Source organism: Agaribacter flavus (genome assembly GCF_042646125.1).
GTDB classification, from domain to species: Bacteria; Pseudomonadota; Gammaproteobacteria; order Enterobacterales; family Alteromonadaceae; genus Glaciecola; species Glaciecola flavus.
In genome coordinates this window covers 1-12,920 of record NZ_JBHRSW010000047.1, presented here as the reverse complement: position 1 = coordinate 12,920, position 12,920 = coordinate 1, and the positions used below count along the sequence as shown (strand labels likewise).

Here is a 12,920-nt window from a genome sequence, read left to right as displayed (position 1 = left end):
ATTGTGTATAAGAGTCAGCTGTCAGGATAGTTGTCGCCTCAGTTTGCAAAAACCTGATAAGAACGCGAAGAAAGATTGCCATGACATAGTTACACACACTGTTACTGTCGGTGGTGTTCATGCAATTGCGTTGGATGGGCAATACATTGACGGTGACGCGTTGGAACAAGAAGTACAGGCTTTATTAAAAGAGCTTTTACAGACTTATGCAAACAATTTGCTCGATTCTCGTTTTTCTGGCCCGCTCATTAACGGTGTTTTTCGAGGTAGTTACCTTGGAAGGTCTTATCACAAGCAGTTAGACAATCAAGTTCTAAATACAAGCGCTAATACTGGCTCGTTGATCTTTCATGAGGTGAATGAAGCAATAGTCTCTATTGAATTGACTGCTAGGCGAGATGAGAGTGGTGTATACAAAATGTCAGTGGGCTCTCGACGAATTGACGCACCAAGAAACTTGTTTTCTATAACGCCTTGCCTTATCAGTGAAACTGAAAGCTACAATCCAGAGATCCCTTACAAAAAGTTGTTGAGTCACACCGAAAAGCAGGATTAAACACCGTTCTAGAAGACATGCACTATATAGGAAGTCATTGGTTGGGCAGCTTTGCCACTTACCTTCAAACGCAGCGTGGTATCAAATAGCAATAGCACTAAACTGCATGCAGCTCAAAGGCAGTTGATTGTGGTTGTAATATAACAATTACGAATCTCGCCGCCAAAATATTGCAAATTGCGCTGCACGCCCATTAAAATTCATTACTATTCTTAAATATTCTTCTCGCGTTCCTGACAGGAATAAAAAAGAATTTCCAACATATTCAAACGGTTCAGTTTACTTAACCAAGAGCGAAAAATAGAAGTTGGCAACTAAACACGAACCTTCACTACATCGGAGTTCGACATGAAATTTGGATCTTTTTTAAAACAACAACGTGAAAGTAAAGAGTGGCGTCAACCAGAAGCTGCGGAGAACATTGGCATCGAGCAGTCATATTTATCGAAACTCGAAAACGACAAGGCAATTCCCTCCCCCGAAGTATTTGAAAAACTCATCGATGCCTATCACTTCACAATTACAGATCTCGGAAAAACGCTCAACGATTCTGAATTTGAAAAGTTAAAGGATATCGTCGCTGTTAAAGACTTCATCATCACTCATAAAAAGCAACAAGAAAAAAGCCTAAGAGCTTGGTTGGTGGGAGGATTGTTAGCCATCATGCTTGGCTCAGCTATGCTTACCTACGGATACTCAATTGATGGTGTGGAAGAAACTCATTACCTTTACGAATCGAGAGGGCAACTCAAAGAAAATGAGCCTCGGTATCTATATGCTGATTTCCCCAATTATCATAGCTTTAAGCATAGACTTGCTCGCAATCCAGAGTGGAAATCATCTCCGTTGTTCGCAAGACTCGACTACCAACATCAAACTACACCGCAATATCACGGACCATTTTACGACTTAGGTGATCGTAGATATCATTATGAAAATTCTACAAAAATTACCAAAAAAGCGCATGTGTTAACTAAACCGCTCGGCGCTATGTTCATTGTAGGCAGCTTAGCTGCATTTTTTATAAGTCGACGTTGGTAGCAAAAAACAAAACTAAGAAATGTTCGTAGCTTTGAATTATTCGGGTATTGGCAAGTCATGAGCTTTAAGAAAACTTAGCTTATCCCAATACCCTCTTTGTAAAACAATCAATTGATCTTCAAACTTAAAAAAGCCATAGCCTCGCAAACCGATGGGATCTTTCCATTCTAAAATAGCCCAGTCTTCATCTTCAAAAATATTTTCAACGAGACAAACCATATCCGCATTTGCAAACTCTTGACGAAAAATTTCATGTATTGCAGTTTTGCCAAGGACTGGCTCATTTGCTACTTGGTGGTTTATTGCATTTTCAGCGTAGAAGGTAATTATTTGAGTATAAGACAAATTAACACTATACACTACCCATGCGTACAGGGGTCTTTGGAGATAGGTTTGAGCTTTTAGTGGGGAAGATTAAGTGTTTTTTTGAAGAAAGGCCACCAGTAGTGCTTTACATTGCCCGCCCCTTGGTATTGTCAACGCAAGGCACAAAAACAGTCCAATGTGATACTAAATAGAGTGGGCTTTTCGATTTTAGCTCTAGTACTGTTAAAAGCCTTTTTAGTCGATATGAACCATTTGGATGGCATTTATCGCGCCTTGTCTTTCATTGGCTTAGGGCTTTCCCTAGTTGTTATTGGCTGGTTGTTCCAACGATTCAAGCAAGTAATACCTAAGCTCACTCAAGCAAATAGTCACAATGCTTTGTAAGCAAACGTCATCATATAAGACTTTACCCGCAATAGAGTCTAGCACTTGATGGAATGAACCAAACAAATGTATACTGTACATATATACAGTATACATTTGGTGTTATTCATGAACCCGATTTTGCATGAACTCGCACGCAAGCAATGGCTGTGGTCCGCAACAAGTGTGAAACAACACGCGCAACAGCGATTATCCTCTGATTTCACCGCGCTCGAACAAGCACTAAATAGTGGCTTCCCTACCGCGGGTATGATCCACATTCAAACGTACTTAGCTTGTGGTGAATTAGGATTATTCATTGATATATTGAGAGAGCAGGAAAAGGCCAAAAATCAGATGGATAAGCACCGTTTCTGGGCTTTTATTTGCCCACCAGGTATGCCAAATGCAGAGTATTTTTTATCTCACAATATCGATTTAACGCAATTACTGATCCTTAACGAAACATCATTTGAAGAAGCGCTATGGAGTGCCGAACAATGTGCCAAAAGTGGTGCTTGTGCCGGTGTGTTTTTGTGGCAAAAACACATCAATCATCTACATGTTAAGAAATTAGAACTAGCTTCATTACGCGGTCAATGCTATTGCTGCTGGTTTAACGACAATCAACAGCTTCAAAGTAACTTGCCATTAAGTTTATCCCTCTCTCTTGCTAGGAAAGGTGATGACATTATCCTCAAAATCAATAAACAAAAAACGGGTTGGTCACGACAAACAATCAAGCTAAATCGTCCCTTTAAGTGCCAATCTTCAATCAAACTTTCTGCACATAAGCCGAGGCTCGCCAAAGCCAAGGTAGTGAACTTGCACCCGCGATAATGCTTTGTTCATGCTCTATTTAGGCTGGCAAGCAATAGGCTTACACCATGCAGTTTGATACAAAATCTATCTGGCTATATGTCCACTTTCCTAGGCTTCAATTAAATATAATTGAAGCGCAACACTCATGCGCCAATACAATAAGTAAAGAGCAATCAACCCTTCCTCAATTAAATAAAGCGCTAGCTCAAGCGGTTTACCACAGTAGTCACAATCAACTGATTCAAATCAATCAAGCTGCCGAACGACAAGGTCTTCAATGTGGAATGGGCTTAGCTAAAGCTAGCCTCATGCACAAGGATTTACGCATACATGAATACAAACCACAGCTCGAAGAAAACGCCCTTGAGCAACTCGCTCAACAACTTTACTTAGTCAGTGCTGATATTGTCATAGATAAACCGAATGGGCTTATTTTACGCGCGCAAAACATGCTTAAACTCTATGGCAATCTACACACGTACTGGCAAGTCATTCAGTATTGTATAAATAAAACATCTTATGAGTTTGTCGCGGCATCTGGCTACTCGGTACCAGCAGCAAAACTGATTGCCTTGCATGCTAAAAAAAATCTGATCATCGAAGATAAACAAAAACTCAATCAGCTACTTGATGGCTGTTCCTTGGCATACACCAGCATAGATGCTAAAGATCTGAACAAACTTGCCCGAGTCGGTATAAAAGATGTACAAGCCCTCAAGCAAGTACCCACAGCAGAGCTTGCCAGTCGTGTAAATCGCCACAGCATGAATACCATTAACGAGCTTTTAGGTTTAGCCGCATCTAAAGTAAAGTTCTATCAACCGTCAACACAATTTCACTCGCAAGTAGAGTTGCTTTACGAAGTTGAAAACATCGATAAGCTATTACCTCTCATTGAACAGTGTTTACAAAATTTATCGCAATTTTTGTGTGTGCGTAACGCGCGCTGTTTACAAATAAAGATCGAGTTAAAGCAAAGAGATACGACAAGTCGTTGCTTACACTTTGAGAGTGCTTTACCTATTTATAAGAGTCGCGATTGGCTAGAAATCGTTAGCTTAAAATTTGAAAGAATAAGGCTTGAAGCACCGGTGATTGCTTTGTCCTTGCATTGTGATCAATACGAAACAACACAAATAAGCAGTGACGACTTATTTCTTAAGCGTTCAAATCAAATTGCAGGTTTATCTTTGATCTCTCGTTTAATCAGTAAACTAGGAGAAGAAAAAGTAAAAGGGATCACCTATATCAACGATTACCGACCCGAGTCTTCCAGTCAATACATCCCCTTTACCTCTACATCAAAACGGTCAAAAGAGCAGATCCAGTTCGATCGACCCAGTATTTTGCTAACGCCGGCTATACTGACCCAGCAAGTTACTATTATAAAAGGACCTGAACGCCTTAACACAGCTTGGTGGGAGGGGGAGGATATCACTAGAGATTATTACATTGGTGAAAGCCAGCATGGCCAGCGTATGTGGATATACAAAACGCCTGATAACGAATGGTATTTACATGGCCTCTTTTGCTAACAGTCACTATTGTCACAGCTTTGCAGAACTAGTTTGTCAGTCAAACTTTTCATTTTTAGAGGCCGCATCACACCCAGAAGAGCTAGTCAGACAAGCTTATTTTTTGGGTTATCAAGCCATTGCTATTACTGATGAATGTTCAATGGCTGGCGTGGTGAGAGCATATACCGAAATTAAGCACAATCACCTTCCAATCAAACTCATTGTTGGCAGTAAATTTTCTTATAAAGGCCAAACCTTGGTACTACTGTGCCCTACACGACAAGCATATAGTGAGTGTTGCCGTGTGATTACTAATGCACGAAGACGTGCGCCTAAAGGCGAATATAGCCTTGCTGAGTGGGACTTAAAAACAATCAAGCATTGCTTTTGTCTCTGGCTGCCAGCAGCAAACAATCTGCAAGAAAACATGACGTGGGGGCGCTGGCTTCGCGACAATTTTCAAGAACGTTTGTTCTTGGTAGTAAAACGTTGGCTTAACGCAAACGAAGAAAGTGAAATTATTGACGGACAAAAAATTGCCGATGCACTATCACTGGATATTATTGCCAGTTCATGTGCTCTAATACACGATCCTAGTAGGCTACCGCTGCTACACTGCGTACACGCTATAAAAACAGGCCAGACAATTAACAACCTAGGGAGAAACACGCAATCCAATGCTGAAGCATGTTTACGTCCTATTCCTAAACTCAACGCACTGTATCCCTATGAATGGTTAGAAAATGCTTGTTTACTCGCCAATGCCTGCTATTTTGAATTATCAGAGTTAGCGTATAACTACCCGTCCGAAATAGTCCCTAAAGGCTACACCGCTTCACAGTATCTGCGCAAGCTAGTCGAGCAAGGTATTCAGCTGCGATTTCCTGAAGGCTTATGTGCTCGCATTCGCAAAATCATCGAAAAAGAATTAACTCTCATTGAAGAATTGCACTATGAGCATTTCTTTTTAACTATTTACGAAATTGTACAATTTGCCAAATCTCAACATATTTTGTATCAAGGACGAGGCTCTGCGGCTAATTCTGTGGTGTGCTACTGCTTGGAAATTACCGCCGTTGATCCTTCACAAATTGAGGTTTTATTTGAACGTTTTATCTCAAAAGAAAGAAATGAGCCCCCTGATATTGATGTTGATTTTGAGCACGAACGCCGAGAAGAGGTCATTCAGCATATTTATCAAAAGTATGGTCGTCAACGCACAGCCTTAGCGGCCACCGTAATTTGTTATCGCTTTAAGAGTGCCTTGCGAGAAGTTGGTAAAGCACTGGGCTTAAATACCGTCGACTTAGATTTTTTCATAAAAAACATTAATCGCCGAGACAGAGCACTGAGTTGGCAAGATCAATTATCCGACTTAGGTTTACCTTGCGATTCTCATCAGGCTAAAACCTTTGTCGCATTAGTCGAGCAACTAATCGGTTTTCCTCGGCATTTATCGCAACATGTTGGAGGGTTTGTTATATCAAATGATCCCTTATATGAGTTGGTGCCAATTGAAAATGCAGCAATGCCTGAGCGCACGGTAATACAGTGGGATAAGGACGACTTAGAAAGTTTGAAACTACTGAAAGTAGATGTTCTTGCTTTAGGTATGCTCACCGCAATTCGAAAGTGTTTTGACTTGTTGCAAAATGAATACGAACAAACTTGTTCCATTCCTATGATCACCAAACTGGGTGACGACAAACAGGTGTATGCTCGTATTCAAAACGCGGATACTGTAGGTGTGTTTCAAATTGAATCTCGTGCGCAAATGTCGATGCTGCCGAGATTAAAACCGACTTGCTACTATGATTTAGTTGTACAAATCGCCATTGTGCGGCCAGGGCCTATACAAGGTGATATGGTTCACCCTTACCTACGAAGACGTGATGGTAAAGAAAAAATCGAATACCCTTCTGATGAAGTTAAACATGTCCTTTCACGCACAAACGGTGTTCCTATTTTTCAAGAACAGGTTATCCAGTTGGCAATGGTGGCTGCAGGTTTCACTGGTGGTGAAGCCGACCAGCTGCGCCGAGCCATGGCATCTTGGAAAAAAACGGGCGAGTTAGAAAGGTTTCGCAATAAGCTCATCAATGGCATGACCGAACGCGGTTACAAGCAAACCTTTGCCGAGCAAATTTTTGAGCAAATCACTGGCTTCGGCGAGTATGGTTTTCCAGAGTCCCACTCAGCGTCTTTTGCTGTCTTAGCTTACGTTTCATCGTGGCTAAAACATTATTATCCCGCTGTTTTTTACGTAGGTTTACTGAACAGTTTACCCATGGGTTTTTATACTCCCAGTCAAATTATACAAGATGCCAAGCAGCATAAGGTACGAGTATTACCCGTGTGTGTTTTGGCATCAAGTTATGAACATACGCTTTGTCTCATTGATGGTAATTACGCACTACAACTGGGCTTTCGCTTAGTGAAAGGGCTCAAACTCACATCAGCGCAAAAACTTATTCGCTATAGGCAAAAAAATCAAATAAACCACATTCAAGAACTTAAAAGTTTACACTTACCTAACACGTGTTTGCAGGCATTAGCAGGTGCAGATGCGTTCAATAAGTTAAATAAAAATCGATACCAAGCACGTTGGCAATTACTCGATGAAATTGAAAGTTTACCTTTGTTAAGTCAAGGCACTAACAAAAACACCTTGATTAACACAACGTCGGAAAACTATTTACGCCAACCCAGCTTATTTGATGAGCTACTCGAAGATTATGCGAGCCTAGGCTTGTCAGTAACGCAACACCCTATTGCCTTACTCAAAGATTTTGACCTACTGCCCAAGTTCACTTTGGCTAAACACTTGAATCAGGTACCACATAAATCTTATATCTCTGTTATTGGTGTCGTCTCTTGTAAGCAGAGCCCAGGCACAGCCGCCGGCGTCACTTTTATTACGCTAGAAGATCACACGAGTAATACCAACGTAATAGTTTGGCAAGCTTCGGCAAGGGCACAAAAGCAAGCATACCTAAAAGCTAAAATACTCCAGGTTAAAGGTATTTTAGAAAGAGGAGATGGCGGTGTAGAGCATGTTATTGCAGGGAAACTGATTGACCTTAGCCATTTACTTAATGACCTTAATACTAAAAGCCGAGAATTTAGATAAGGTTCAGTAGAATCACTCAAGTTCAATAGGCTTTCGTTAAGCCCTGATATTTCACTATTTGTTCATTGGCATCCGTAACGATTGGCAAAACAAAGAGTGCTTGATTGGGTACGTATAAAAACTCTGGAAACACCGGTTGCACAGGCAAAGGCATACTCCCTACTTCGCCTGTAGACAAATCGTAGCGCTGCAGCTCCCCTTGAGATTCATGACTCAATACGAGTAGAGTCCTATCAATTAATTGCCAACTACTAGGGTTTGAAACAAGGCTCTCAAAAACAGGCGATGATGTATTGTCATCACTGTTTTTTAACACTTGGAGCAAGCCAGATTGATGAATTTTCAGTGTATGCACCTTATCCAAAGGAAAATCAACTAATACACCGACGTCTATACGTTCATATGTATCGCGTGATAAGTCATAAGAAAATACAGCATCACCATTTAGCGGGTCAGAGGCAGTAAAATATAAGACATCATCTTGGTTTAGCAGAAATTTAGGAAACCGCATTCCTACCATCGGGACATTGAGTATTCTTAGTGTAGAAGCTTCAATATCAAACACAAATACTCGACCATTCAAAATGCCAGCCAGTGCACTTCCACTCTGATTGACGGTTAATTGCGACATGTCGTTTGGCCCCTGAAGGGTATACAATGTCTCGGATTGATTGGTGGACAAAGAATGACTCACTAAGCTACTTTCTTTACTGCTATGGTGAATGAAAAACAAATCGTTTTTAGCATTTACTGGATACCGAAGATTACCATCAAATTCAATAACCGTACCATCAGCCAACATCGACGCTTCAATCCAAGTATATTTAGCCAGCCCCGTTTTAATATACTGACTGCGGCTCACAAAACAATTGTCCCCACAAATTCCGAATAATTCGGCTGAATCAATTAAACGTTCATTCCAAGTTGTTAGCGTGTCGCTAGCTAGCTGATACGATAACAATGCGCCTTGTTCACCACGAAACACCAACTGGCTAGCATCGTCTTTCCACAGTGCCTGCACAACTGTCACGGGCAGAGTTTTGCTAGCAGAAATTTGACCACTAGTTATATTGTAAATAAACATCTCACTATGCCCAATTTGAGGGACAATAAGTGATAGATACTTATGATCAGGAGATATCTCCAGAATACTATCATTGCCAACATCAATAGGTGACTCAAATCTTATTGTACTTTCGTTTGCATTGATTAAACCGTAAAAGGTTAGTACAAAAGCATTTTCTTTCTCTACAAAGCCTGAAGAGATAATTACATTTTCGTCATAGTGAAAAGCGACAAAGTTATTTATATCAATAGCAACTTCAAACTTTTGGTTATCTATAAGCGCCAACTCACTATCGAGCCGCCAATAATTGATAAATTGCTTCTCGTCATGAACAAACAATGCGTAAAACGCTTGCTTATCTGCTGAAATTCCAAAGCGCGATATTTTACCTTTAGGAAACGATAAAAAATGACTAATATCGCTGGGGTTGGCGCTTATTTTTATGTGTTGACCATTATCGTCAAAAATTGTTTCTAACAATATATATTGGTTGCTATGTCGAAAGTAAGCATTCACATTTTTACTAATATTTGATTGAATTACATGCTTATCAATGGAGGATATTGGTGGGGGTAGGCTCTCTTGCTTAGAGCTTGTAGAAAAAAATACGACGACCAAACATATCACGGTTACGCATAACGAAGCTATAAATACATAACTTTTTGCTTTATTTTGATCCTTCGCAGGACGGACATCGGAAAATTTAACAGGCGGTATAAACAGATACCCTTTGGTAGGAATTGTTTTGATAAAGCTAGGCGCTTTCGCGTCATCCTTTAGCGACTCACGCGTTTTTTTAACTAAGGCACGTATTGCTTCATCCGAGGTATTTTTGCTATTCCACAATGAATCAACGATATTTGCTTTCGTAACAAGCTCGCCTTGATGAGCAATGAGCAGTAAGAGGAACTGAAATATTTTGGGTTCTAAATGATAGTTTTTAGCGTCGTCAGACAAGATACCAGAATTGCAATTTAAACGAAATTGACCAAAGGATGCTATTTTATTTTTTGCTAACTCGGCACTTGTTTCCATAGAATATTTTGCCTTTACCGATAGGCCATTTACTATCGGATTACGTACTGTGATTTTTTGTGAATGCGCTATTTATATTATGATATTCAGTAACATATATCGAATACTAAATTAGATTGCTTACAAAAAACCAAAAATAACTGCTTGCGAATTTACTGTTATAAAGCGAGTATTTCATTATGCTAAAACAGCGCATTTAATGTAGCGCTATTTAGTATGACTCGCAACGACTGGTGCGCGCAAGAGAAATCTAGTCAATATATTTCTGATCAACGCTTTAATGCATAAAGAGAGTAAATCACATAATCTTCACGTTTAGTCACGCACGTTTGTCGTGACCAAAAAGATAACTTGGTACTATGGCTTAATCAAATTTTATGCGTGATATTTTTGTATCAAGAAGATTAAAACTACATCGCTGCGCTTTAAATTATTCGACAGAAAAATTGCTGCTGACTTCCTGAAAATAAACCCTTTTTTGCTCCAAGGAACTAACATAATTCGAATGTAAGTCGTTCTTTTTTCGGAGCCGAATTATGTCGATCAAGTATATGTAAGTGTTTACTTAGTAGATAAAATTTAAGATAATTTTAAAGCAGATCTTTTGGGCTGTGGCCATTAATATGTTGGTGGAATTTGCAAAAATCAAAGAACCACCAACATAAACCCTAAACGCTTTATTGTTCGAGACCGGCTTTTGAGAATTCTTCAAAACTCAGTTCACCGTCAGCGTTTTCATCCAGCGTGGTGAACATTTCATTTAACACGCTGTGCACGCTTGCTTCAGTCACTGATATGGTTCCACTATCGTCTATATCAAGAGATTCAAATAAGTCACTTGAAGCAAAGCACATGACGCATGAAAAAGTCAGCAAAGTACCCATTATCATTTTTTTGGTAAGTATAGACATAACTATCTCCTTTAGCAGTTAGTACAAAACCTGAATTAGTTTTGTGATTTCCTATTTACATTTCTCATGCCAATTCAAAATATGCGTTTCTTTTCAGTGTGTTACGGGGTTTTCTAGATTAACCTAAGGAGCAAAGCCCCAATTTATGTTACCTCATGCAGACATGAAGCTAGCAGATCAGAGTTAAAGTTCACCGAAATTCAATTGTAATAGCTGTATAAAGTTCAACTTGCTACCGTATAAGCTCATCAACTCTTGATATATTCTTTGTACCTCTTCTGCGCCTCGTGGGAGCATATCTCGCTTTTCTTCCAACTCTAACATCAAATCAATACAGCGCTGGTAACCGTGGTTACGCCCTTTCGCTGCATGATGATGGATAAGTTTTTTATACAATACTAAGGCTTGCTCCGGTAGTTCAGAGCTTATACATTGCAAACAAATAGTATGCAGTAGGTTTTCTCGTAACTCGACGTTCTGAGCGATATCAAAGGCCTTTTCAAGCTGTTTTGTCTCAATATAAAGTGCCACCAAAGACTCAATATCTTTTGATGCTCTACTCGGCTTACTATCATTAGTTTGCTTTAGTAGCATTTGTTCAGCTCGAGTAACCAAATCGCTGATAGGCATAGACGCCTTTGTATATAAAGACCTTAATGCAATAAAATCATCTATGTTGTAGCTGCTTTTATATAATGCCCATGCAACTTTAATGGCTTTTTCTTGGTCTCCTTCGGCCACAGCAAGTTGAAGTGTAAATTTGTCCAGCAATCCCTTTTCATGGGTGTGTTTAGCATACTTGTGTGCACTTGATATACAGGCTTTGGCCAATTCATAGTTTTTTATTTCGAAACACTCTGTGATAATTTGCTTAAAATCATCTACAGAAGAAGCAATCGAACTTTTCAGTTCCAATGCCTTAGTTAATTTTTTCGTATCAAGGTAATAAGTGACGAGTGAGTTTAGCCTGCTTTCAAATTTTGATTTATTAAATTCTCTTGCACCTAGCAACTTTTTCCTTAGATCTTGATCAACTAGGTCTGCTAGAGAATTGTAATAGGCTGCTTTTAGTTTATCGTCGTTCAACTGTATAAATCGCTTACCGACGTCGCCAAAATCAACGCTTAAATACTCTGTTTCAGTTAGTGACAACAAAAATAGTACCTTTTGATCGTCTGACCAAGTCACCGTCGCAAAAGCTTTAAGTAAAGCCTTTTCCAAGAGGTAATAAACGCTCAGCCTAAATCCTGCCGTATCGTCAATACGACTATTGACCTTGTCATAACGCTCGATGTAATAAATGAGTAACTCAATGGCTGCACTGGGATCTAAGCTGTTAATGATTTCGAGCTGCATGGTTAGCCGCGTTCTCGCTTTTGTAAAGTAATCGCGAACTTGATCATGTTTCCAGATATCTTTTATGGGTAAGGTCTTAGTAATTTCTTTTTTAAATGCTTTTTTATCGAATTGGTCAAAGGCGATATCTGCAAGCATGGTCCACTGTTCAATGGTATCTTGATTGCTACAGATAAAAGAGAATAAGTTTTCACGAACCTGGTCAGTTGGCAATTGAGTGATGTACGCCTTAATTCTTTCTAACGGTGCTTTGTCCGATGCCTTGGCAAATTCAGTTGTTTGTTGCTCATAATGTAGCAATACCGCCACACAATGCTTACAGACATCAAAACCCTCAGATGCTGGGCAAGTACAGCCACCGTCGAAACTATTTCCTATAACACTTAGGGCAACATCATAAAGATAGCCACCTTGTACTTTTGCCCTTATTTCATTATTTTGAAAGAAATACTCAGTAACAGCACCCTTATTAAATAAGGCTTGCCCCTTCTCAAATGCAGCTTGTCCTGAAAGCCTAGCTATAATTGATTTAATTTCTGACACTTTTACTTTTTATGAGTAAAAAAGAGAAGCTTATCAATATTCGAAGTACTTGGAAAGAATCTAAGAATTTACCTTACCGGTAAAATCTTCATTGAATAGGGTGGGTATATAGAGGATTTAATTGGCGTTTGTTCGTGGTGCGATTGTGAATTTTTCATTTTACAAAAACAACAAAGCCCCAGCATGGGCTGGGGCTTGTGTCTAGATTAGGAGTCTGGCGATGTGCTACTCTCACATGGGGAATCCCCACACT

Annotated in this window: 10 protein-coding genes and 1 pseudogene; 7 read left to right on the top strand and 4 right to left on the bottom strand. The window is 39.7% G+C overall.

Annotated elements, in window-relative coordinates; translation table 11 throughout:
- Positions 1-43 precede the first annotated feature (43 nt).
- From ACFOHL_RS15705 to ACFOHL_RS15695, 3 genes and pseudogenes are all read left to right on the top strand, one after another.
- Entirely contained in the window at positions 44-556 is a 513-nt protein-coding gene (locus ACFOHL_RS15705) for a hypothetical protein (protein WP_376921190.1), read from the top strand.
- Positions 538-645: pseudogene (locus tag ACFOHL_RS15700) on the top strand (hypothetical protein); the annotation flags it as partial. The gene ACFOHL_RS15705 and the pseudogene ACFOHL_RS15700, both read left to right, overlap by 19 nt.
- Positions 646-904: 259 nt before the next feature.
- Positions 905-1,597 carry a helix-turn-helix domain-containing protein gene (locus ACFOHL_RS15695; protein ID WP_376921189.1) on the top strand — a complete coding sequence of 231 codons (693 nt, stop codon included), beginning with the start codon at positions 905-907 and terminating at the stop codon, positions 1,595-1,597.
- A gap of 36 nt (positions 1,598-1,633) precedes the next feature.
- On the opposite strand, the gene ACFOHL_RS15690 is transcribed toward ACFOHL_RS15695, so the two are convergent.
- The gene (locus ACFOHL_RS15690) at positions 1,634-1,942 is read right to left on the bottom strand and encodes a nuclear transport factor 2 family protein (RefSeq protein ID WP_376921188.1); all 309 of its coding nucleotides are present in this window, start codon (positions 1,940-1,942) and stop codon (positions 1,634-1,636) included.
- Between the two features lie 159 nt (positions 1,943-2,101).
- On the opposite strand from ACFOHL_RS15690, the gene ACFOHL_RS15685 reads away from it, so the two are divergent.
- From ACFOHL_RS15685 to ACFOHL_RS15670, 4 genes are all read left to right on the top strand, one after another.
- A complete protein-coding gene (locus tag ACFOHL_RS15685; RefSeq protein ID WP_376921187.1) occupies positions 2,102-2,308 on the top strand; it encodes a DUF2339 domain-containing protein in 207 nt (68 codons plus the stop codon).
- Between the two features lie 108 nt (positions 2,309-2,416).
- The gene (locus tag ACFOHL_RS15680) at positions 2,417-3,127 is read left to right on the top strand and encodes a recombinase A (protein WP_376921186.1); all 711 of its coding nucleotides are present in this window, start codon (positions 2,417-2,419) and stop codon (positions 3,125-3,127) included.
- 47 nt (positions 3,128-3,174) lie between these two features.
- Entirely contained in the window at positions 3,175-4,644 is a 1,470-nt protein-coding gene (locus ACFOHL_RS15675) for a Y-family DNA polymerase (protein WP_376921185.1), read from the top strand.
- A complete protein-coding gene (locus ACFOHL_RS15670) occupies positions 4,628-7,756 on the top strand; it encodes an error-prone DNA polymerase (RefSeq protein WP_376921184.1) in 3,129 nt (1,042 codons plus the stop codon). Before ACFOHL_RS15675 ends, ACFOHL_RS15670 begins: the two co-directional genes overlap by 17 nt.
- A gap of 22 nt (positions 7,757-7,778) precedes the next feature.
- On the opposite strand, the gene ACFOHL_RS15665 is transcribed toward ACFOHL_RS15670, so the two are convergent.
- The 3 genes from ACFOHL_RS15665 to ACFOHL_RS15655 all read right to left on the bottom strand — a co-directional run bounded on the left by ACFOHL_RS15665 (position 7,779) and on the right by ACFOHL_RS15655 (position 12,667).
- Positions 7,779-9,857 (bottom strand): winged helix-turn-helix domain-containing protein, encoded by a 2,079-nt coding sequence (locus ACFOHL_RS15665; protein ID WP_376921183.1) that lies wholly within the window; start codon positions 9,855-9,857, stop codon positions 7,779-7,781.
- Positions 9,858-10,534: 677 nt separating this feature from the next.
- Positions 10,535-10,768: an EF-hand domain-containing protein gene (locus ACFOHL_RS15660; RefSeq protein ID WP_376921182.1), complete on the bottom strand. Its 234-nt coding sequence runs from the start codon at positions 10,766-10,768 to the stop codon at positions 10,535-10,537.
- A 183-nt stretch (positions 10,769-10,951) separates the two neighbouring features.
- Positions 10,952-12,667, bottom strand: coding sequence for an SWIM zinc finger family protein (locus ACFOHL_RS15655; protein ID WP_376921181.1), 1,716 nt, complete (start codon positions 12,665-12,667; stop codon positions 10,952-10,954).
- Between the last annotated feature and the right edge of the window lie 253 nt (positions 12,668-12,920).

Coding starts and splice junctions, on each gene's coding strand:
- ACFOHL_RS15695 (WP_376921189.1), top strand. CDS start 905: ATGAAATTTGGATCTTTTTTAAAACAACAACGTGAAAGTAAAGAGTGG.
- ACFOHL_RS15680 (WP_376921186.1), top strand. CDS start 2,417: ATGAACCCGATTTTGCATGAACTCGCACGCAAGCAATGGCTGTGGTCC.
- ACFOHL_RS15675 (WP_376921185.1), top strand. CDS start 3,175: ATGCAGTTTGATACAAAATCTATCTGGCTATATGTCCACTTTCCTAGG.
- ACFOHL_RS15670 (WP_376921184.1), top strand. CDS start 4,628: ATGGCCTCTTTTGCTAACAGTCACTATTGTCACAGCTTTGCAGAACTA.
- ACFOHL_RS15665 (WP_376921183.1), bottom strand. CDS start 9,857: ATGGAAACAAGTGCCGAGTTAGCAAAAAATAAAATAGCATCCTTTGGT.
- ACFOHL_RS15660 (WP_376921182.1), bottom strand. CDS start 10,768: ATGTCTATACTTACCAAAAAAATGATAATGGGTACTTTGCTGACTTTT.